At 42.7% G+C, this 19,937-nt stretch carries 28 protein-coding genes; 22 read left to right on the forward strand and 6 right to left on the reverse strand.

The window, feature by feature from the left end:
• The 11 genes from F6K57_RS25755 to F6K57_RS25805 all read left to right on the forward strand — a co-directional run.
• On the forward strand, window positions 1–537 hold a 537-nt coding region (locus F6K57_RS25755), incomplete at its 5' end, for a phage tail sheath C-terminal domain-containing protein (protein WP_293071425.1).
• A 54-nt stretch (window positions 538–591) separates the two neighbouring features.
• A complete protein-coding gene (locus tag F6K57_RS25760) occupies window positions 592–714 on the forward strand; it encodes a hypothetical protein (RefSeq protein WP_293018017.1) in 123 nt (40 codons plus the stop codon).
• Between the two features lie 111 nt (window positions 715–825).
• A complete protein-coding gene (locus tag F6K57_RS25765) occupies window positions 826–960 on the forward strand; it encodes a hypothetical protein (protein WP_293018015.1) in 135 nt (44 codons plus the stop codon).
• Between the two features lie 17 nt (window positions 961–977).
• Window positions 978–1,442: a phage tail protein gene (locus F6K57_RS25770; protein WP_293071426.1), complete on the forward strand. Its 465-nt coding sequence runs from the start codon at window positions 978–980 to the stop codon at window positions 1,440–1,442.
• 293 nt (window positions 1,443–1,735) lie between these two features.
• A complete protein-coding gene (locus tag F6K57_RS25775; RefSeq protein WP_293071427.1) occupies window positions 1,736–2,224 on the forward strand; it encodes a phage tail protein in 489 nt (162 codons plus the stop codon).
• Between the two features lie 2 nt (window positions 2,225–2,226).
• Window positions 2,227–2,430, forward strand: coding sequence for a DUF5908 family protein (locus tag F6K57_RS25780; protein ID WP_293071428.1), 204 nt, complete (start codon window positions 2,227–2,229; stop codon window positions 2,428–2,430).
• 273 nt (window positions 2,431–2,703) lie between these two features.
• Window positions 2,704–2,907, forward strand: coding sequence for a hypothetical protein (locus F6K57_RS25785; protein ID WP_293071429.1), 204 nt, complete (start codon window positions 2,704–2,706; stop codon window positions 2,905–2,907).
• Window positions 2,904–3,623 carry a hypothetical protein gene (locus tag F6K57_RS25790; RefSeq protein ID WP_293018004.1) on the forward strand — a complete coding sequence of 240 codons (720 nt, stop codon included), beginning with the start codon at window positions 2,904–2,906 and terminating at the stop codon, window positions 3,621–3,623. Before F6K57_RS25785 ends, F6K57_RS25790 begins: the two co-directional genes overlap by 4 nt.
• Window positions 3,624–3,629: 6 nt before the next feature.
• Window positions 3,630–5,273 carry a type VI secretion system tip protein VgrG gene (vgrG, locus tag F6K57_RS25795; protein ID WP_293038411.1) on the forward strand — a complete coding sequence of 548 codons (1,644 nt, stop codon included), beginning with the start codon at window positions 3,630–3,632 and terminating at the stop codon, window positions 5,271–5,273.
• Between the two features lie 247 nt (window positions 5,274–5,520).
• Window positions 5,521–6,216 (forward strand): Uma2 family endonuclease, encoded by a 696-nt coding sequence (locus F6K57_RS25800; protein WP_293071430.1) that lies wholly within the window; start codon window positions 5,521–5,523, stop codon window positions 6,214–6,216.
• 96 nt (window positions 6,217–6,312) lie between these two features.
• Window positions 6,313–6,720, forward strand: a complete 408-nt coding sequence (locus F6K57_RS25805) for a GPW/gp25 family protein (protein ID WP_293071431.1) — start codon at window positions 6,313–6,315, stop codon at window positions 6,718–6,720.
• Here the strand turns inward: F6K57_RS25805 and F6K57_RS25810 are convergent.
• Entirely contained in the window at window positions 6,698–7,012 is a 315-nt protein-coding gene (locus F6K57_RS25810; protein ID WP_293071432.1) for a hypothetical protein, read from the reverse strand. The two genes, F6K57_RS25805 and F6K57_RS25810, sit on opposite strands and share 23 nt — an antisense overlap.
• A gap of 62 nt (window positions 7,013–7,074) precedes the next feature.
• Here F6K57_RS25810 and F6K57_RS25815 point away from each other — a divergent pair, with 62 nt between their 5' ends.
• The 3 genes from F6K57_RS25815 to F6K57_RS25825 all read left to right on the forward strand — a co-directional run bounded on the left by F6K57_RS25815 (window position 7,075) and on the right by F6K57_RS25825 (window position 7,981).
• Window positions 7,075–7,296: a hypothetical protein gene (locus F6K57_RS25815; protein ID WP_287314436.1), complete on the forward strand. Its 222-nt coding sequence runs from the start codon at window positions 7,075–7,077 to the stop codon at window positions 7,294–7,296.
• Complete coding sequence (locus F6K57_RS25820; RefSeq protein ID WP_287360359.1) at window positions 7,293–7,565, forward strand: hypothetical protein; 273 nt, start codon at window positions 7,293–7,295, stop codon at window positions 7,563–7,565. The genes F6K57_RS25815 and F6K57_RS25820 overlap by 4 nt, the downstream gene beginning before the upstream one ends.
• Window positions 7,566–7,750: 185 nt before the next feature.
• The gene (locus F6K57_RS25825) at window positions 7,751–7,981 is read left to right on the forward strand and encodes a hypothetical protein (RefSeq protein ID WP_293017995.1); all 231 of its coding nucleotides are present in this window, start codon (window positions 7,751–7,753) and stop codon (window positions 7,979–7,981) included.
• Here F6K57_RS25825 and F6K57_RS25830 read toward each other — a convergent pair.
• Complete coding sequence (locus F6K57_RS25830; RefSeq protein ID WP_293071433.1) at window positions 7,978–9,936, reverse strand: ATP-binding protein; 1,959 nt, start codon at window positions 9,934–9,936, stop codon at window positions 7,978–7,980. The genes F6K57_RS25825 and F6K57_RS25830 overlap by 4 nt on opposite strands.
• Before the next feature lie 73 nt (window positions 9,937–10,009).
• Here F6K57_RS25830 and F6K57_RS25835 point away from each other — a divergent pair, with 73 nt between their 5' ends.
• Together F6K57_RS25835 and F6K57_RS25840 are read left to right on the forward strand one after the other, a co-directional pair.
• A complete protein-coding gene (locus F6K57_RS25835) occupies window positions 10,010–11,224 on the forward strand; it encodes a DUF4157 domain-containing protein (RefSeq protein WP_293026154.1) in 1,215 nt (404 codons plus the stop codon).
• A gap of 358 nt (window positions 11,225–11,582) precedes the next feature.
• A complete protein-coding gene (locus F6K57_RS25840) occupies window positions 11,583–11,936 on the forward strand; it encodes a hypothetical protein (RefSeq protein WP_293026156.1) in 354 nt (117 codons plus the stop codon).
• 37 nt (window positions 11,937–11,973) lie between these two features.
• On the opposite strand, the gene F6K57_RS25845 is transcribed toward F6K57_RS25840, so the two are convergent.
• Window positions 11,974–12,549, reverse strand: a complete 576-nt coding sequence (locus tag F6K57_RS25845; RefSeq protein ID WP_293071434.1) for a transposase — start codon at window positions 12,547–12,549, stop codon at window positions 11,974–11,976.
• 139 nt (window positions 12,550–12,688) lie between these two features.
• On the opposite strand from F6K57_RS25845, the gene F6K57_RS25850 reads away from it, so the two are divergent.
• Window positions 12,689–12,883 (forward strand): hypothetical protein, encoded by a 195-nt coding sequence (locus F6K57_RS25850; protein ID WP_293026160.1) that lies wholly within the window; start codon window positions 12,689–12,691, stop codon window positions 12,881–12,883.
• A complete protein-coding gene (locus tag F6K57_RS25855) occupies window positions 12,880–13,095 on the forward strand; it encodes a hypothetical protein (protein ID WP_293026162.1) in 216 nt (71 codons plus the stop codon). Before F6K57_RS25850 ends, F6K57_RS25855 begins: the two co-directional genes overlap by 4 nt.
• Here the strand turns inward: F6K57_RS25855 and F6K57_RS25860 are convergent.
• Both F6K57_RS25860 and F6K57_RS25865 read right to left on the reverse strand, forming a co-directional pair.
• Window positions 13,049–13,384: a XisI protein gene (locus F6K57_RS25860; RefSeq protein WP_293026164.1), complete on the reverse strand. Its 336-nt coding sequence runs from the start codon at window positions 13,382–13,384 to the stop codon at window positions 13,049–13,051. The genes F6K57_RS25855 and F6K57_RS25860 overlap by 47 nt on opposite strands.
• Window positions 13,372–13,788, reverse strand: a complete 417-nt coding sequence (locus F6K57_RS25865; protein WP_293026166.1) for an element excision factor XisH family protein — start codon at window positions 13,786–13,788, stop codon at window positions 13,372–13,374. Before F6K57_RS25865 ends, F6K57_RS25860 begins: the two co-directional genes overlap by 13 nt.
• Window positions 13,789–13,871: 83 nt before the next feature.
• On the opposite strand from F6K57_RS25865, the gene F6K57_RS25870 reads away from it, so the two are divergent.
• Window positions 13,872–14,087, forward strand: coding sequence for a hypothetical protein (locus F6K57_RS25870; RefSeq protein ID WP_293026168.1), 216 nt, complete (start codon window positions 13,872–13,874; stop codon window positions 14,085–14,087).
• A 271-nt stretch (window positions 14,088–14,358) separates the two neighbouring features.
• Here F6K57_RS25870 and F6K57_RS25875 read toward each other — a convergent pair whose 3' ends face one another.
• Window positions 14,359–14,589, reverse strand: a complete 231-nt coding sequence (locus F6K57_RS25875) for a hypothetical protein (protein ID WP_293071435.1) — start codon at window positions 14,587–14,589, stop codon at window positions 14,359–14,361.
• 761 nt (window positions 14,590–15,350) lie between these two features.
• On the opposite strand from F6K57_RS25875, the gene F6K57_RS25880 reads away from it, so the two are divergent.
• The 3 genes from F6K57_RS25880 to F6K57_RS25890 form a co-directional block, all read left to right on the forward strand.
• Window positions 15,351–15,659: a DUF4258 domain-containing protein gene (locus F6K57_RS25880; RefSeq protein WP_293026172.1), complete on the forward strand. Its 309-nt coding sequence runs from the start codon at window positions 15,351–15,353 to the stop codon at window positions 15,657–15,659.
• The gene (locus F6K57_RS25885; protein ID WP_293071436.1) at window positions 15,659–15,916 is read left to right on the forward strand and encodes a YgiT-type zinc finger protein; all 258 of its coding nucleotides are present in this window, start codon (window positions 15,659–15,661) and stop codon (window positions 15,914–15,916) included. The genes F6K57_RS25880 and F6K57_RS25885 overlap by 1 nt, the downstream gene beginning before the upstream one ends.
• Before the next feature lie 506 nt (window positions 15,917–16,422).
• Window positions 16,423–19,937, forward strand: a 3,515-nt coding sequence (locus F6K57_RS25890; protein WP_293071437.1) for a hypothetical protein, incomplete at its 3' end; no start/stop codon positions are given.

Raw genomic sequence — 19,937 nt, forward strand, 5'->3', positions numbered from 1 at the left:
GTAGATCGGGACAGGGGAGTTTGGAAAGCACCTGCTAATGTCAGCTTGGCATCGGTACTTGCGCCTACGGAAAAAATTACCAACGAGGAACAGGAAAATCTTAACGTTGATCCCACCGCCGGTAAATCCATCAATGCTATTCGTAGCTTTACCGGAAAAGGAACTTTAATTTGGGGAGCAAGGACTTTAGCGGGTAATGACAATGAATGGCGCTATATCCCTGTGCGCAGACTGTTCAATCTCATTGAAGAATCGATTCAGAAAGCCACTGCATTTGTGGTCTTTGAGTCTAACAACACCATCACCTGGCTGAAAGTGAAGTCCCTAATTGAAAGTTATCTAGAGGGATTATGGCGACAGGGTGCCCTGGCTGGTAGCACTCCTGAACAAGCTTTCTTTGTTAATATCGGACTGGGTAAAAGCATGAGAGCACAGGACATTTTAGAAGGACGGATGATTGTGGAAATTGGTCTGGCAGCAGTCCGTCCGGCTGAGTTCATTATCCTGAAATTCTCCCATAAATTACAGGAAGCATAGGGGGAATTCAAAATTCAAAATTCAAAATTCAAAATTGTAAGCATTCAGCGGTCAGTGGTCAGTGGTCAGTGGTCAGTGGTCAGTGGTCAGTGGTCAGTGGTCAGTGGTCAGTGGTCAGTGGTCAGCGGTCAGTGGTCAGCCGTGAGCCATTCCCGTAGCGTGGCCATAGGCCAATAGCTGTTCGCGTAGCGTGCGCGTAGCGCTTAAGCTGATAGCTGATAGCTGTTCGCGTAGCGTGCGCGTAGCGCTTAAGCTGATAGCTTACCTTATCTAGCGGTTTTTAGTCTAATGAGGTACACAAAATTTTTGTCCTGTTCCCTCTTATCTTTTCCCTGTTCCCAGATCCGCTGTTCCCTAAAACCAGAAACTCTGTACCTCACCAAATTACAAACCGCTATAACAGTCAAACTAAACCTAAAGTAATTAAGGAAACATAAATCATGGCAGACACAGTACAACAAATCAAAGATACTTATCCAATTCCGGTATTTTATTACCGAGTCACCATCGATGGAGATGATTCCCACGCTTTCTCAGAGGTATCGGGATTAAGCATTGAATTTGAAACGATTACTTATCGAGATGGCCTGAGTTATAAAGATGGGCCAAAGTACATGCCAGGATTGGACACTCCCATTAACCTAACCCTACAGAAAGGAATTGTCAGAAAAGACAGCTATTTATTTGAATGGTTTAGCACGATTAACCTTAATACCGTCGAAAAGCGAGATCTTAGGATTGACTTGTTAGACGAGTCAGGTGAAGCAGTTGTCTCCTGGGAAGTTATAAATGCTTTCCCTAAGAAATTAGATGCACCGTCATTTAATGCCACTAGCAATGAAGTTGCTATTGAAAGTTTAGAACTAATGGCTAATACTCTCAAGGTTAATAACCCTCCATTATAATCATTAGAGTTCCCGGCAATGGTCGGTAACAGGGAACAGGGAACAGGGAACAGGGAACAGGGAATCAAGAATTGAGAATAACACTATCGGACAAATAACTATTTTTACAAGAGGTCTATAGCGGTTTATAACCTAATCAGGTACACAATATTTTTGACCTGTTCCCTATGTTCCCCTCCTGGGAGGGGTTAGGGGTGGGTTCCTCTTCTCTCTTCCCTGCTCCCTGCTCCCTGCTCCCTGTTCCCTAAAACCCAATAATTTGTACTTCACCGAATTGAAAACCGCTGTAAGTTATGGCAGATAATTTCCCCATTCAGATTCCGGAACTTACTTTGACGGAAAATCCCCCGGTTGGATTTAATTTTATGGTCGTCTTTTTCATTGCTGGAATTCTGCCTAATCCCTTAGATATTCGCTTTCAAAAGGTATCGGGAATTTCTGCGGAAATAAGCACAACGGACATCCGTGAAGGGGGTGAAAATATTTTCAGACATCGTTTGCCTAATCAGGTTACCTATAATAATCTGGTTTTAGAAAGAGGAATGGTGATTGGCTCTCCTCTGAATGTAGAGTTTAACGTTGCTATGAGTACCATGAAATTTGCCCCCAGCAATGTCTTAGTCATGTTGCTTGATGAAAACACTGTTCCTGTTTCTAGTTGGTTATTTAAGAGAGCTTATCCAGTAAAATGGTCAACATCCGATCTAGATGCTAATGCCAATGCTGTGGTTATAGATACGATGGAATTAGCCTATGTGAGATTTCAAAGTGTGAGGATTTAGCTATGCCAGTGGAAATCAAAGAATTAATTATTCGTGCCAACATTGTGGATAATAGTGAGCCTAAGCATGGAAATAGTGAGAATGGACATAGTTATGATAATACTTTAGCTCCCCAGATGGGAGAAAATTATGAACAAAAAGGTGAAATAATTGCTGCTTGTGTCGCCCAGGTACTGAAGATACTGGAGCGGAAAAAAGAGAGATAAGGTAAGGAACTGTGGGGAGGGTGGGGAGAGGGGGAGATAGGGAGATGGGGAGATGGGGGAGATTTTTATAGCAGAAGTCAGAAGTCAGAAGTCAGAAGTCAGAAGTCAGAAGCGGTGCGACCCTGGTGATTTCTAATCACCATCAGAATGCGCACCAAGAGAGTCAAACTCTTGCGCTTACTTAGGTTTGAGACTTTTGTCATGTCCTAACTGCCCTGGCGACTGCTATATTAAAGGTAATGGTAATAACATGAGATAGCGTTTCTCATAGCTATGAGGTACACATTCTTTTTTACCTCTTGCCTATTGCCTATTGCCTCTTGCCTCTTGCCTCTTGCCTATTCCCTGTTCCCGATTCCCGATTCCCGATTCCCGATTCCCGATTCCCGATTCCCTGCTCCCGATTCCCGATTCCCGATTCCCTATTCCCTAAAACCCAAGAATAATTTATACTTCACCCAAATAATCATTATATGATCAAAAACCCTTTTAAATTAGAAAAGCTGAAGATTCGTGTTTATAAAGATGGAAAACGGACTGGAAAGGGAGAAGATACCTTTGAAGTCATGTTTAATCCGGAATCCTATTCCTTACAATACGGGAATGTTTATCAAAAAAAACAGGGACTTAATACCAGTGGACGCGAAGCAAAATATACTCTCAGCAAACCCGAAGAATTGTCCCTCAAGTTAATTTTAGATGACACAGGGGTAGCAGATGATGGAGGTTTTGGGTTTGCCGGAGCTTCATTAGTTGGCAATCTTTTAGGGACGAGAGATGTTGACAAGCAAGTAGACCGCTTTCTGAAGCTAACAACATTTATGGATGGAAAAATCCATGAGCCTAAATATCTCAGAATTGAATGGGGAAACTTAACTTTTGATTGCCGTCTCCAATCTGTTAATGTTAAGTATACACTTTTTAACCGTAGCGGAAAACCGATAAGAGCTGAGTTAGATACAGTTTTTATCGAGGATATAAAAGATTCCAAGCGAATTGCACAAGAAAAGAAAAGCTCACCCGATCTTACCCATACTAGAACTATAAAAGCTGGAGATAAGTTGCCTGTGATGGCTCAAGAGATATACGGTGAATCGGCTTATTATATCCAGCTTGCCCGTGCTAATAATCTCAATAACTTCAGAAAGTTAAAAACCGGAACAACTATCAATTTACCGCCAATAGAGAAGTAAAAAATAATGAGTGGTGTTGTCACAGCAACAATTTTGAGTAAAGGTAAAAAAATGAACTCTGAATATAATGTCATGTCGATTGACATTATCAAAGAGGTGAATAAAATCCCGATAGCTCAAATTATTTTATTAGATGGTGACGCGGCAGACCAAGAATTTGCTATTAGCAATACAGAGTTTTTTAAACCAGGCAAAGAAATTGAAATTAAGCTTCGCTATGAAGGGGAAAAACAAAAGGAAGCAACAGTGTTTAAGGGAATTATAGTTAGACACTGTGTTCAAGCCGATCGCTATAGTTCTCTGCTCACTGTTGATTTAAAAGATGCAGCATACAAACTAACCACCCAACGAAAAAGTGCTGTGTTTCGAGATATGACAGACAAGGATATTATCGGCAAAGTCATCAACACTGGGGGTGGGGGGTTAAAATTCAAATCTACTGCTGTAACTAAACCAAAGCATAAGGAAATGGTGCAATATTACTGCACTGACTGGGATTTCATTTTATCTCGTGCGGATGTCAATGGTCTGTGGGTTTTAGTTGATGATGGCGAAATTACGGTTAAAGAGCCCTTACTAAAGGGGAAACTAAAACATACCTTTGAGTATGGCAAAGATGAAATTTACCAGTTTGAAATGGAAGCTGATATTTGCGATCAGAAAGCGTCGGTAGAAAGTACAGCTTGGGATATCAAAACACAGAAATTATTACAATCACAAAAAGCGAAAGAGTTTTCTACCACCCAGGGTAATTTAAAAGGAGATGAATTAGCCAAAACCATTGGTGCAGATAACTATCAATTAATCAGTTTAGCTCCCTTAGATGACCAGGAAGTAAAAGCTTGGGCAGATGCCAAGTTACAAAAAAGTCGTCTGTCACTGTTTAAAGGTCGCTTCAACTTACCTGGATTTGCTGATATTAAACCAGGAGATATGATAAAAATTGATGGAATAGGAAAGCGCTTCAATGGCAAAACTTTAGTAACGGCTATTCGACATCAATTTAGTAGACAAGGCTGGCAAACCTATGTACAATTTGGCTTGTCAGCTAGCTGGTTTTATCAACAAACTAATGATATTTTTGATACACCAGTGGCGGGATTGATTCCAGCTATTCATGGGTTGCAAATTGGGATTGTGGATAAGTATGAAGCGGATCCAGAAAAACAGTTTAGGGTAAAAGTCAGAATCCCCTCAATTGAAACAGATGGTATTGTTTGGGCAAGATTAGCTTCCGTTGAGGCTGGTAATCAAAGGGGTATCTTTTTTAGACCAGAAACCGGGGATGAGGTTATTCTCGGTTTTATCAATGATGACCCTAGACAAGCGATAATTCTGGGTGCGGTGCATAGTGGTAAAAATGCTTTGCCGCCTGGTTTGACAGTAACCAAGGAAAATAATAAGAAAGGAATAGTTACCAAAAACTCCCTAAAACTTATATTTGATGATGAAAATAAGTTAATCGAAATTAGTACATCCAAGGGCAATACCTTTAAATTATCCGAGCAGGATAAAGGGATTAAATTGGAAGATGAAAATGGGAATACAATCACGATGGATAATCAAGGAATTAAGATAAAATCAAGTAAGGACCTTGTGATGGAGGGTAACTATATCAAGATTAAAGGCTCGAGAGTGGATATTAATTGAGGCAAGGGTGGGGCGGGGGCGCGGGGAGATGGGGAGATGGGGAGATGGGGAGATGGGGGAGATTTTTATTAAGGGTAATTATCCTGAAATGATACAAGAGGCAAAAGGCAAGAGGCAAGAGGCAAGAGGCAACAGTCCGTAGGGTGTGTTAGCGATAGCGTAACGCACCATTGTACGAACTTTGGTGCGTTACACTAAAAGCTAACGCACCCTACAAATCCTACAAATCCTACTGCTAAAAACAACCATGTCTCAAACCATATTAAAACCAAAAAATCCAATTCCACCCCTTGAAAGTGGAGATCTACTTACTCAGGTTGAATTTGAACAGCGTTATGCACAGATGCCCAATGTCAAAAAAGCGGAATTAATCGAAGGAGTTGTTTATATGGCATCACCCTTAAGAATGACCCAACATGCTAATCCCCATGCTCGTATTATGACTTGGTTGGGTACATATTGGTCAGCTACACCAGGGGTAGAAGTGGGCGATAATGCGACTGTACGTCTAGATGCAGACAATGAACCTCAACCGGATGCTTTACTAAGACTAACGGTAGATGGACAATCAAGGATTAGTGAAGACGGCTATGTAGAAGGTGCGCCAGAATTAATCGTAGAAATAGCAGCTAGTACGGCCTCTATTGATTTAAATGATAAATTAAAAGCTTACCGACGTAATCAAGTTCAAGAATATTTAGTTTGGCGGGTTTATGACGGAGAACTTGATTGGTTTCGGTTAAGGGAAGGAAAATATATAAAACTAAAACCGAATGATAAAGGCATTATCTGTAGTGACTACTTCCCTGGCTTATGGTTAGCCCAAGACGCTTTACTAACTGGAGACTTAGGCCAAGTATTAGCAATTTTACAGCAGGGATTAACATCACCAGAACATGAAAACATAGTAAAAAAATTGACCGATAAGGGGAAGGTTGACTAGAACAAGAGGCAATAGGTAATGGGTAATAGGTAATAGGTAATAGGTAATAGGTAATAGGCAAGAGGCAAGAGGCAAGAGGCAAGAGGCAATAGGTAAATGGAAGAAAACCGCTCTTTTTTAGGGACAGGATGGAGTTTTCCCCCGACATTTAACCGGGATACAGGAACGGTGGAGATGGTTTCTGATCACGAGGATATTGTCCAAAGTTTGGAAATTATCCTGTCAACCCGTCCAGCCGAACGGATTATGCAGCCTGACTTTGGTTGCGAATTGAGTCAGTTTCTGTTTGAGGAAATTACTCAAGGGTTAATTACGGGAATAAGAGGCACGATTTCTGATGCTCTTTTGAACCATGAGCATCGTATAGATGTGGAGGAGATAAATATAGAGGACAGTGAAATAGAGGGATTGTTGTTAATAATTGTTACCTATACCGTGCGAGTCACTAATTCTAGGTTTAACCTGGTTTATCCTTTTTATATTAATGAAGCTCAAACGGTTTGAGTTCTTGTATAGCGGTTTTCCATTGGGTGAGGTACAGAGAACAGGGAACAGGGAACAGGGAATAGGGAACAGGGAATAGGGAACAGGGAACAGGGAATAGGGAACAGGGAATAGAGAACAGGGAACAGGGAACAGGGAACAGGGAACAGAGTTCTTGTAGGGTGGGCAAAGGTCGATGATTCCAGATCAAATAGGGAATTGGCTCAGCATTTGCCCACCCTCCCCGCACTCCCCACACTCCCGCCCCGCGCCCCCGCCCCGCGCCCCCGCCCCTATTGCCGCTGTAAGGCATGTAAACGAAAACTTAAGCTAACATTTATTTAGAGACGTTTTTCCAGATAAATACTGAAATTAATGACTTATCTATTAACAGAGGCTTTTCAGAAAGCACAAAATTTACCAGAAGAGATACAAGACGAACTGGCTCATCAGTTAATCGAAGATATTGAGAATGAACTTAAATGGCAAAAAACATTATCACAATCTCAAACCTCTTTCCTAGACGAATTAGCCCGTAAAGCATTAAATGAATCTAAGATAGGGGAAACGAAAGTTATGGGTTTTGATGAATTATGAAGTCAGAATTAACCAATGACTTTGTAAACTGTTTTGGAAAATTACCAGAAAAAGTAAAGCAGACTGCACGAAAAAATTATAAACTTTGGAAACAGAATCCCAACCATCCAAGTTTAGAGTTTAAGAAACTTCAGACTCAAGAGCCAATATACTCTGTTAGGGTGGGAATCGGTTGGCGTGCTGTAGGAGTTATGAAAACGACAGATACAATAGTTTGGTTTTGGATTGGCTCTCACACTGAATATGATAAGTTACTTAAAAAGTTATAATGTGATTGCCGCTAGATAAAACTTACAAAGAAAAAGACTGACCCAAAAAAAACCGAAAATCAGGCATAGCACAATGGCAAATTCGGTCACGCAAAAAGTCTCATCAAGGCAAATACCTAACTTAGGTCAAAAAAAGAGCAACAGCTTGTAGGGTGGGCTGCATGTCGAGGATTCGAGATCTTATTGTGATTGGATCAGCATTTGCCCACCCTACGCCACTACCTACGCTTCAGGTTTGGTGGGCAAATGGACCCGATTCCAGATCAAATTGTCAGAGGTACAGCATTTGCCCACCCTACGCCACTGTTCGAGCGGGCAGGATGCCCACTCTACCTATTCCCTATTCCCTATTCCCTGTTCCCTGTTCCCTATTCCCTATTCCCTATTCCCTATTCCCTAAAACTCCCCACAACTAAAACCACCCTTCTATCTCTTCGTTTGTCAACATTTTCTTCAATTTAAGATATTCCCGTTTTGTGGCTTCATAGATATGTTCCATGTTCACGGGTTCATCGGCGGCGGCGGCCAAAAAGGCGGCATTTAGGGCAATATTGCGAATATTTCCGCCAGCTACATTGAGTTGACCCAGTTTCTGGTAATTTAAGTTTTGGGTTGGTGTCTGGGCAGGAAAAATGCGCTGCCAAATTTGGGTACGGATTTCGGGTTGGGGAAAAGGAAACTCCACCACAAAGCGAATGCGGCGGGAAAAGGCACTATCGAGGGCGCTTTGGAAATTGGTGGTCAAAATAGCTAACCCTTGATAGGCTTCCATGCGTTGCAGCAAATAGCTGACTTCGATGTTAGCGTGGCGGTCGTGACTGTCTTGAACTTGGGTACGCTTACCAAACAGGGCATCCGCTTCGTCAAACAGAAGAATAGCACTTCCGGTTTCTGCTGCATCAAAGATCCGCCGCAGATTCTTTTCGGTCTCACCAATATATTTACTGACTACTCGACTTAGGTCGATGCGATAAAGATCCAGGCGAAATTCCTGGGCTAATACCTCTGCTGCCATGGTTTTACCAGTACCGCTAGCACCGTAAAATAGGGCACTGATGCCCAAACCCCGGTCGCCTTTTTGGGCGAAACCCCATTGCTGATAGACTTTATACCGGTGTCTCAGATGAGTGGCAATATCGGAAAGAAGCAGCCGTTGTGGGGTAGGTAATACCAAATCGTCCCAGGTAGCCGTAGCATTGATAGGTTGCGCTAAGTGATCTAATTGATTACGGGCATTATGGCGGCAGAAATCCCATAATTGAGTAGAGTCTTGAATTTTGAATTTTGAATTTTGAATTTTGAATTGATCACAGGCAGCTTGAATAGTAGCATGATTGAGGTTAAACTGAACGGCGATGCGCTCAAGTTGACCGTTAAGTTCTGCTGCTGCTGACCCTATATGGCTTTCCCACAGGCAATATTTTTCCTCGTGGCTCAATGGGGGGATGTCAAGGTTAACAATAGTCCGCTGACAGTCAATTTTTCGGTCATTGCAGCTGAGGATTAAAGGAGTATTGTTACTATCAATAAATTTGCTCAGAGCCAACTCCCGCCCAGGCTCAGAAAAATTATAACTATCGCAGTCAATAAACAGGACACTATTGCTAAGATGGGCTTCCCTTTCCCAACGCTTCCCCAGTTGGTACACTTCCTGGGGGTTGGTGGTCACAGCCAATGGTTCTAGAGTGTGTAACTTTAACCCCAAACCCTGACAAGTGGCGGAGGCAATTTGGTATTTAGTGCTTCGATCCGAGCCAGATAATTGCACCACGGGATAGCTATTTGTCCCCTCGCCCCCAGACCAAATGGTGATCAATTGCTCCACTATACTTAACTGAGAGCTAGGCAAAAGATGAAGGTTGGTCTGAGGCGGTTGGGGTTTGATCTTTCCTGCTAATTCCTGGTCTGTGGCATATTCTCCTAAAAGAAAGCAGAGGATACGCTGGTCAATATAGAGGGGGGACTGGCTTAGGATCAATCCTGGTTCTATGTGGAGCAGTTGCAAGTTTAGTAAAGGGCGTTGGGGAGAAAGGACACCCCAATTGGCTCCGGGAAGGGCGTCAAAAGCTAAACTGAGAGTAGGATAGTTTTTGTTTGGACTATTTTTTTGGGCTTTGGCAAACAAAGAATGGAAGTATGGTTCTATTTCCATTCCCGCGCACATGAGCAGGATATCCCTTTCAAAGGGGGAGAGAAGGAATTTGTTACAAAGTTGAGCCAGGGCAGAAGTATCGTCAATAATTTCAGTTACGATTTGTTGATTTTCTTTACCTTCTATGTAGTTTTCTAAATAGTTACGAACTCGCCAGATTTCTTGAAACAGAGAACTAATATTAGAGTGATACCAGTTGGTTTGAGTTTGGGGTGCCATGTCGCGCTCCATTAAGACGGTGGAATCGACTTATATTCTTTTCTAATAGGGTACAAGGTAAAAGGAAATAGCTATGCGCACTACTCATACCTATAAACCGAAATATTCTCACTCTACCTCGTTGTCAATAGCTCAAAAAAAGAAAGACTCCAGAGTGATGGGTTCTAGAAGAAGATTGGATGCAGAGGACAGGGAGTGGAACGCATTAGAGGGGGTCGGGGAATGGGGAAGTAGAATGGCTAATGTGATGCACTCCCTGGAAACGGGACAATACGTGCCCGACACAGGATGGTATGAAATGGGGCTGCAAGCAAAGCTAAGTATAGGACAGCCGGTGGAGAAAAACCAAGAAGGGGCGAATCACGGTGGGCATCTGGTAGTGCAGCCTAAAAGGATGATGGTGCAGGGTCGAGCACAACCGTTGACGGGGGATTCGGTGACTTATGGCGATAGCATGAGGGCATCGAGGAGGGTAAAAGAAAACAAAACTGGCTTGCCTGATCGCCTCAAGGCAGGAATAGAGAACCTCTCTGGCTATTCGATGGATGATGTGAGGGTGCATTACAACTCTCAGAAACCGGCACAATTGCAGGCTCTAGCTTATGCACAGGGTACGGAGATTCATGTGGGGCCGGGGCAGGAGAAGCATTTGGCCCATGAGGCGTGGCATGTGGTTCAGCAGAAGCAGGCAAGGGTGAAGAGAAAGGTGCAGAAGAATGGCGTACAGCTCAACGACGATGTGGAATTAGAAAGAGAAGCCGAAGAAATGGGAAAAAAAGCGTGGATGAAGAGGCGGGATGAGAACGCCTGCCGAATTACACAGGTCCCGATGACAAGAACAGAAGACCATGATATGACGGAGGTGGTACAGAGGAAGCCTGGTTTAGTAGCAAGAATGTTCAGGGGAGGGGCTGCGATGAGAGCATACACAGGATGGAAGGTAGAACCACGTCCGGTTGAATCAAGGAAAAGCGGAGGACGCCAAGAAGCATACGAACTGTTATCAAAGTATTTACCCCGCACCCATGTTGGTGGGGTCATGGCTATGCCAGTCCAGGAATTCTATAGTATGAGCGGGGAGACAGTGTCAGGGGAAATAGGAAACCATTATAAACAACTTGAAGCTGAGGGCTTATTATCCTTACCGCCCACCGACGATAATCTAAATAAGGTAGCCCAAAGAGAGACGGAATGGTGGAAACAGCAGAGTGGTTTTCCTGGTTTTGCAGGAGGCAGCGTGTCGGCCCAGACGAGGTTTGACATCCTGAAGGCATACCGAGATCAATAGTCCGTACGCCGAGCTGGTAGGGTGGGCAAAGGGACATTTTTTCGGTGTAACTTTGCTGTACTCTCAGTGCGATCGCTGATAAAGCTCTTGTAGGGTGGGCAAATAGACTAGCTCACTGAGCTTATGGTCAAAGTCTCATTATTTGCCCACCCTACCCTACCGAATGGGTAAGCCTCTGTGGTCTGTTGGGTTAAAGCCATGTAAACCACCAACCCAAAACCAAACAGACTCACCCCATCCACCCCACTTCTAACCCACCGCCACCAATGGTTAAGGTAAGTCTCAATGCGAAGCTGATCCGCACCTTGCTCATAAGTGTGGCTCGTTCCTGGTAGGAGTCTCTAGAGAATAGAGAGGTATGACCAGGGGGATTCGCGGGATAAAACCCAAAATCCTAACTGATTATCGGATGTGGGTGAAAGTAGTGCGATCGCTCTTGTCGGGTGGGCAAATGGACATGATTCGTGATGAAGAAGCCAAACTATCATTTTTTGCCCACCCTACCCTACTCAGTAGTGCGATCGCTAGTAGGGTGGGCAAATGGACAGGATTCCTGATGAAATTACCAAACTATCATTTTTTGCCCACCCTACCCGACTACCCGCTGGTCATGGGATCACCTATATTGTTGGTTGGGTTAAAGCAAAGTGTTCGCTCTTGTCGGGTGGGCTGCATGTCGATGATTGATGATCAATTGGTCTTTCATTCATAATTTGCCCACCCTACCCCACATTCAGAATTTGCCCACCCTACTCCCCTGCAAAATCTTCTAAATCGCTAAAAGCTTGAATTTGTGGTAAATTCCTGCCACAACAACACCCCCAATCGGGTCGATACTTGCCTCGCTCCACCCATTTGTGAAAACTGGAATATTCCCACAAATGAGGACAAGACACCAAACCATGTTTAACTGGATTATAGTGAATATAATCTATATGTCGGTGTAAATCATGGTCATTACGAATTGTATGCTCCCAAAACCGACGTTGCCAGACATTGCTTTCTCGATGCTTACGACGAGAAGCAGAAACATCTACCGAAAATGAGCGTTTTCCCCGTAAAGAGCGGGTAAATAACACCTTAAACCGAGAGACTCGCATAGAATAATCAGAATCATCTGGTGGTAACGACCAGATAAAATGAAGATGATCCGGTAACACAACGGCTGCAGTGATGTCAAAGGGTTTTTCTGTCCGCATTTTTGCGATCGCCTTCCGTAACCGAGATATATTATCAACATCTGAAAATAGAGGAATACGGCGATAAGTGACTATTGTCAGAAAAAATACTCCTCCTGGCACATAATAACGACGATAGTTCGACATATTGAGATATTGATGGTGGCGAGCATCGTGTGTTTCAGTTTAATCCCGATTCAGAGTAGGGTGGGCAAATGGGCAGGAGTCGTGGGCAAAATGGACATGACACAAAGCGAGCAGTAGGGTGGGCAAATGGACTAGATTTATGATTTATTCGTTTATGGTTGATGATTTGCCCACCCTACCCCTTGCTTGTAGTGGGCAAATAGTCAGGATTGATGATGAAATTGCCTTCGGTACAGAATTTGCCCACCCTACCCTACGGAATGCGATCGCACTACCCCTCACCTTGTCGGGTGGGCAAATAGCAGTAGGGTGGGCAAATGGACTAGATTTATGATTTATTCGTTTATGGTTGATGATTTGCCCACCCTACCCCTTGCTTGTAGTGGGCAAATAGTCAGGATTGATGATGAAATTGCCTTCGGTACAGTATTTGCCCACCCTACCCGACGGAATGCGATCTACTACCCTAGCTTTTGCGATCGCGCTAATAGGGTACGCCCTACGCAACGGCAAATTCCGTATCTTTCCTGCGTAATGGTGACTTAAAACCCAAAACAATTTGCTTTTTTGGGACACCAGCTTCAACGAATTCGTTAGCCACTCCAACTTCTGTGCCATCTCGTTGAATCCAGATTTTTCCGTCGATAATATCAACATGGATTAAACAACCATGCTGATAGTGCTTATTCTGACGGCCTAAAATCATCAGCAGGTAGCGATCGGATTCCGGATCAAAGACCGTCTCAAACTTAATATCTCCATGCTTATAGGGCACTTTTGTATGATTTGTGATAATTTCTCGAATTAGTTTGCGGTAATTAGTTAATCTATCCATCGGATAATAACCTCCCGATCGGGGTCAAAGACAATAATAGGCACTTTGTAATCACTGAGAATGATTTCTCCCAGGGGTTCTGTAAAGAAATCTTCATATACTTCTTCGTGGAGTGCTAGATAAAGCTTGCGTTGAGGTTCTAAGCGTTTGATCACAGAGAGATAAATAAAATATTGACCTAGGGATTTTTGAGCATCAGCAATTGAAGAGGGACCACCAAAGGTTTTAATCTCAACAGCAATCTGTAGCTGATCTTTCTCAGCTAGGAGCAGTTTTTCTGCTGCTAGATCGACGTACATATCTTGCTTACCCCAACGCAGGCGAAGGGGATCATCAGTAATCAACCACCCGTCTTTTTCTAGGGCACGGCGAACACCATAATGGAAGCGATCGCGGTTAGGCATCTTGTGCAGATCAGAACTGAGATTAACTCAATTATACAAGTACGATCGCGTAGCGTGGCCTACGGCCAATCGCCGATCTTGTAATGCGATCGCCTTTGGGGCGGCTGAGGCCTTTGGCCACGCTGCGCGAACGCCGATCGCTCTTGTTTGGTGAGCAAATCGACATGATTCGTGATGAAATTGTCAAACTCTCAGAATTTGCCCACCCTACAGTGCTTTCAACTCAGGTCGGGTGGGCAAATCGACATGATTCGCGATCTTATGGTATTACTTTCATGATTTGCCCACCCTACGCCTAACCTTGGCCAAAAGGCCACGCGATCGCTGAAAGCGGGACTTCGTCCATCGCGTTCAACCTTCAACCAACTAACCTACCCTTCGGGAACGCCAAAGGCGAACAACCTAAAAAAAAATAGCCGCAGAAATACTATCCACGGCTAGGAATTTACCTTATGTCATTCAGTTTTCTAACTTATCCAGACGTGATCCTATGGGATTGGCCGAAGGTCACGCTACGGGATTGGACCGGATGGTTTGGCCGGGGGGAAAACCCCCCAGCAATTTAACGTGTTAACGGAGCCTCAAGTACTTGGTCATAATTGTTATGAATTCTCCGGGAACATCCGTCGGCTGCAGAGGACTCCACTCGGATATTTGGGCGTAACCCAGTGCATACAGGGCATGCATGGTATTAGTTACTGCCTTGCGGGAGCCCCTCAAAATGTGCTGAACACGGATTTTTTTTGAGGAATAATCATCGGGATTGTTGTCTGGATTATTAGTTGGAAATTCTGATGGCATAAGGGTAACCTTTTGCTTTTTGTTTACGTTTATACTCATAATGAGTATAAATAACATTGTCAAGGGTTTTTAGAAATTTTTTTTTGAGAGATAATGTAAAGAAATGCGATGCTCTGAAAGAGCCGCTACGCGAACGCAAGCGATCAGCTATCAGCTAGAGCAAAGGGAACAGGGAGTAGGGAGTAGGGAGTAGGGAGTAGGGAACAAAGTTCTCTAAATTCCTACACGGATTGCTATATCAGCTATTAGCTATCAGCATTCAGCTATCAGTGCGTACGCTTTTGTAGGGTGGGCAAATGGACATGATTGTTGATCAAATTGTCAAACTCTCAGAATTTGCCCACCCGACCACTAATAGTGCGTACGCTTTTGTAGGGTGGGCAAATGGACATGATTGTTGATCAAATTGTCAAACTCTCAGAATTTGCCCACCCGACCACTAATAGTGTGATCGCTTTTGTAGGGTGGGCAAATGGACATGATTCTTGATCAAATTGTCAAACTCTCAGAATTTGCCCACCCTACCCCACTGAGTTATGGAAAGTTGACGGCACCTCAAGTAGCGTGAGCTTTTAGCTCACCGCTGACTGCTGAATGCTTATTTAGTGCGTACGCTTTTGTAGGGTGGGCAAATGGACATGATTCTTGATCAAATTGTCAAACTCTCAGAATTTGCCCACCCTACTACTGGTAATATTCGGTGCTTTATCGATTAAAATAGGAAAATACACTTATCCTTAATCAGATGTAAGCTAAAATGAATGAATATCAATAAAATTCGTGAGGCAATTCTTGATTATCGATTTTGGATTACCGATCATGCTGACGAAGAAGCAGAAGAAGATCAATTGTCTTTTGATGAAATTTATCATTCCGTCCTGTATGGTGAAATTCTAGAAGACTATACTAATCATCAACCTTATCCGCGCTGCCTAATCTATGGCGAAAACTTTGCAACTGAGCCAATTCATAGCGTCCGGGATTATGATCAAGAAACAAACACAGCTATTTTAGTTACTGTATATCGACCTGATCCGAAAAAGTGGATTAATGGTAAAATAAGGAGATAGTGATTAAAACCCCGAAAAAATGTCCTAATTGTCAAGGAAAATTGACCACAAAACAAGTTAAAAAACTCCTCAAAGGTGGGGGAAATACAGCCATTGTTCAAGTAGAAGCCGAAGTCTGTTTACATTGTGGTGAACGATTATATAACCCCAATGTAGTTAGACAATTTGCCCAGATTCGAACCAAACTTAAAAATCAAGAAACCAAAGACTTTGAATTAATAGGACAATCCTTTAGCGTCCGAGCGCCGCTCTTGTAGGGTGGGCAAATTAGCCATGATTTCTAATCAAACCGACAACCGCTTGAATTTTGCCCACCCTACCATTGAAAAATCCTAACTCAGTTTTGCCATTAGGCAAAACTGAGATGCACCCACCCCCTTTGGCCGACTGCCTGCCCTGTTCCCTTGCTGCATCGCTTATTCAATGTTCGGTTTAGCTTGTCCATAGCCCATAAGCACCTCAAGTAGCGTGAGCCTAGGGCGTGTTTTCAAAGTTTTCCGCAAGATTTAGATCCCCCCCAGCCCCCCGCGCGGAAGGGGGGAGCCATACTCAAAGTCCCCCTTTTTTAAGGGGGATTTAGGGGGATCTCCGAGTTTGAAGACACGCCCTAGCCCATTAGCTGATAGCTGAGCGCTGACGGCTGATAGCTGAATGCTTACAATTTTATTTTCGTTCCTTATATGAATATTTATTACTTTATTTAAGATTGGCTTGTTAATAAAGTTTACATCCGCCATCTTGATCAATGATGTAGAATTTAGTTATGAATACAAACAAGAAAATTATACATCAAATTTTTCGGGATGGCGTTAGTCAGCGCGGACGCTTGCTAAGGGAACTCGAACCAGATTATGTGGGAGTAGATGAGCGGGATGTTTATGATTTACTCACCTTCGTACAAGAGTATGCCACAAAACTAAACTATTACGATGAGTCCAATCGGATAAATGGTAATTGGTCGAGTTTCTTGGCGGGAGATGTTGAGCAAATGGTTGCTTACATTAATAACCCGGAAAGTTTCGCAGACGAGCCATCGACACAGAGTAAATTAGCTCAACCTCATCTAGTTTTGTTGTTCACGTTTTTACAATTATTACGCTATCCTCAGCAACAGTTCAAGGCACTGACCCAAAGATATCTCGATTTTTACTATAAAGAGGTACTGGCGTTAACGACAAAAGAGGAAGTTCCAGACAAGATTCATGTAATTTTTGAGCTGGCGCAAGGAGAAGAAGCCCATCTTATTAACAAGGGTACTTTGCTCAGTGCTGGACAAGATAGTGAAGGGGTTAATATTAACTATGCCACCGATGAAGATATAGTTGTTAATCAAGCTCAAGTAGCCAGCCTCAAAACGTTATTTATAGAAAAAAATTCTATTGGTTTAGAAGAAATTCATAATCAAGATAATAAGAGCGATCAAAGTTTTGAAAATATGCTGCGATGGGCGGTTGGCAGCCCCAACCAAGGAGACCAACTTCCTAAGATAAATGTTCAAGTTGATGGTCAAACTGTTGATGTTGATGTTGATATTAATTATCTCAAAGGAACTATTTATCAAGCGACTCAAGATAATAAACAAACAGATAATAACATAACCTCTTATATTACAGAACAATTATTTTTCCTCAACACAGACGATTTTAACTATTGCTTTGATATCCATGATAGGCAAATAAATAAAGCCCAAGCAGATAAAGAAGAACCTACAGAATTAGAATGGAACGAAGTTTATAAAATAATTGAAAAAGCCTACAGAAAAAAAATTACCATGGGGAGGCGTAATGCCTTAAAAGAAAAACGAGAACAAGAAGAGCGAGAACAAGAAGAGCGAGAACAATTGGCTTTCAAGAGCATGATGGAATTGGCTCTTGGTCATCCTAATCCTGGCGATCCTTTGCCGAAAATGCCTAATGGTTATACAACCCTCCAAGAGATATTTGATCATCTTGACCAAGAGCGAGTTATTAGATATGTCAAAGAAGAACTGTATCTGAGTGTGGCAGATTTCCGGAAGATTATGGAAATCCAAGCTACTACAGAAAATACTAACTGGAAAGAAGTCTATCGCCTCGTTGAGAAAGCGCAAACAAAAAAAAGGAACTTTACTTACCCTCCCATTGGAAAAACCGAAATTAAGAATATCCATGCCAGTTCTATAATTGAGGCAGAAGAGGGACAAGCAACTAAAGCACAACGTTTTAAGACTTTTGGTAACATTACTCAAACCCCGCAAAAGTCCATCGGTTTTGCCGTTACTTCTCCCGTCTTGTTGTTACAAGAAGGAACACGTAATATTACCCTTACCTTCACCGGTGAAGAAAGGACTTTGAATCGGGATAAGTTCCAGGCAATACTAAGTAGTGAAAATGGCCCTTTTGAAATTTACTTGAGTAGTGAAGCGCAATGGATACAGCCGGAATCCTTTGAATATGAAATTGGCGTTTTTCTTGTAGAAGAACCACTAGTCTCTTATAGCAGTACAGAAATATCTCTGGGTTCCACTGCTTCGGACAACGATAACTTGACAAGCGTTTCTTTTCGTGAAGGCTCTGAACATACCTTTTCTGCTAGCAACGTGAAGCAACTTCTTGTCTGGAATGACGGCAAGATATTCCAGATTACAGGATTAGTTAACAATAAAAAAGCTAATATACAGCAAATTGGTATCGGTAATTTATCTCAAGATGCTGTTAGTACTGGCCAGATTAAGCTCTATCGTACTTCTGCTATTTATTTCAACAGTTTACAGTTTCAGTTAACCCTGGATTCTACCCTACCCGCTATTTTGCCACCACAACCAGATCAGTCAACTTTTTTCCTGGACAGTCCCTATCCAGTGGTAAAAATTCTGTTTAAAGAAATATCACCGTCAGAAAAATCCGAGGGAAAAATTATTTATTACGATCAATTAAAATCAATATCCTTAGAAAAAGTCAATATACAAGTTGAAGTAGAAAATATTCAAGATGTCCAACTGCGGAACGATAACTTAGTACTAAATCCCAAAAGTACTGTTGAACCCTTTGGGCAGAATCCTAAAGCAGGTTCTGGATTTTACTTCGCTAATCGAGAAATTAGCACCAAAAAATTAGATAGTATTACCATTAATATCGAGTGGATGGGACTTCCTAAAGACTTTTCCACTCATTATGAGGCATACAATAGCACCAAGGTAATTACGGAGGCAATTACTAATGACAGCTTTAAAGCCAGTTTGAAACTTCGCAATAACAGAAGCTTGGTGGATATTGAAACTTCTAAGCCCATTTTCGCTCAAGATGGTGACAACAAGTTAAGTAATGCTATTTACCTCAATTATAAGAAAATTCCAGACTATTCTCTGGATACTTCTACCCTAGAAACCGAGACAGACGATCCTTTTGAGCAAAATCGGTATTTTAAACTGGAATTAGCAAGCCCAGATTTTGCATTTGCCCATGATTTACATCTGATAGTATTAAATAAGGTGAATTCGGCAACGGATAAAGACGTTGTAAAAGATAAAAATGGAACCAATGTAAAAAATAAAGATGGAAAGGATATAAAAATCAAATCCCTGACGGTTTATCGCCCTTACACCCCGCAAGTTAAAGCCATCTCCCTCGACTATACCGCCTCAGAAGAGATTGACCTAAAAAACGCCCCAAATCAACCTCACTCTAGTCAAATCTTCCAACTTCATCCCTTTGGCTATGCCGATATCCAAACTCTATATCAAGACAACCAATATTATCTGTTACCGAACTATCAAGAAGAAGGCACTTTATACATCGGTATCCGCAATCTGCAACCACCCCAAAACATTTCCATCCTCTTCCAAATGATACCGGGAAGTGGCAATGGGGAACTAACTCCACCACAGATTCACTGGAGTTACTTGAGTGGTAATTCTTGGCAAGAATTTAAAGATACAGAGATGCTTTCCGATAGTACCAACGGGTTAGTGGATTCGGGGATTATCCGCTTGAGTATCCCTGAGGGAGCCACCAGTCAGCAGCAATTATTACCCAGTGGTTTACATTGGTTACGAGGCACCGTCACGGAAAACGCTGCTGCAATTCCTGATACTCTGGACATCAAAACCCAAGCAGTCAGGGCGACCTTTGTGAATCAGGGGAATGCAGCCGACCATTTAAGTAAACCGCTCCCAGCTAATTCCATTCAAGGATTTGTAACACGAGATCCCGCCATCAACACAGTACAACAGCCCTATAGTTCCTTTGGCGGTAAACCAAAAGAAGACAATCGCGCCTTCACCATGCGGGTGAGTGAAAG

Origin of the sequence: Moorena sp. SIO4A5, from assembly GCF_010672005.1 — a bacterium.
GTDB lineage: Bacteria > Cyanobacteriota > Cyanobacteriia > Cyanobacteriales > Coleofasciculaceae > Moorena.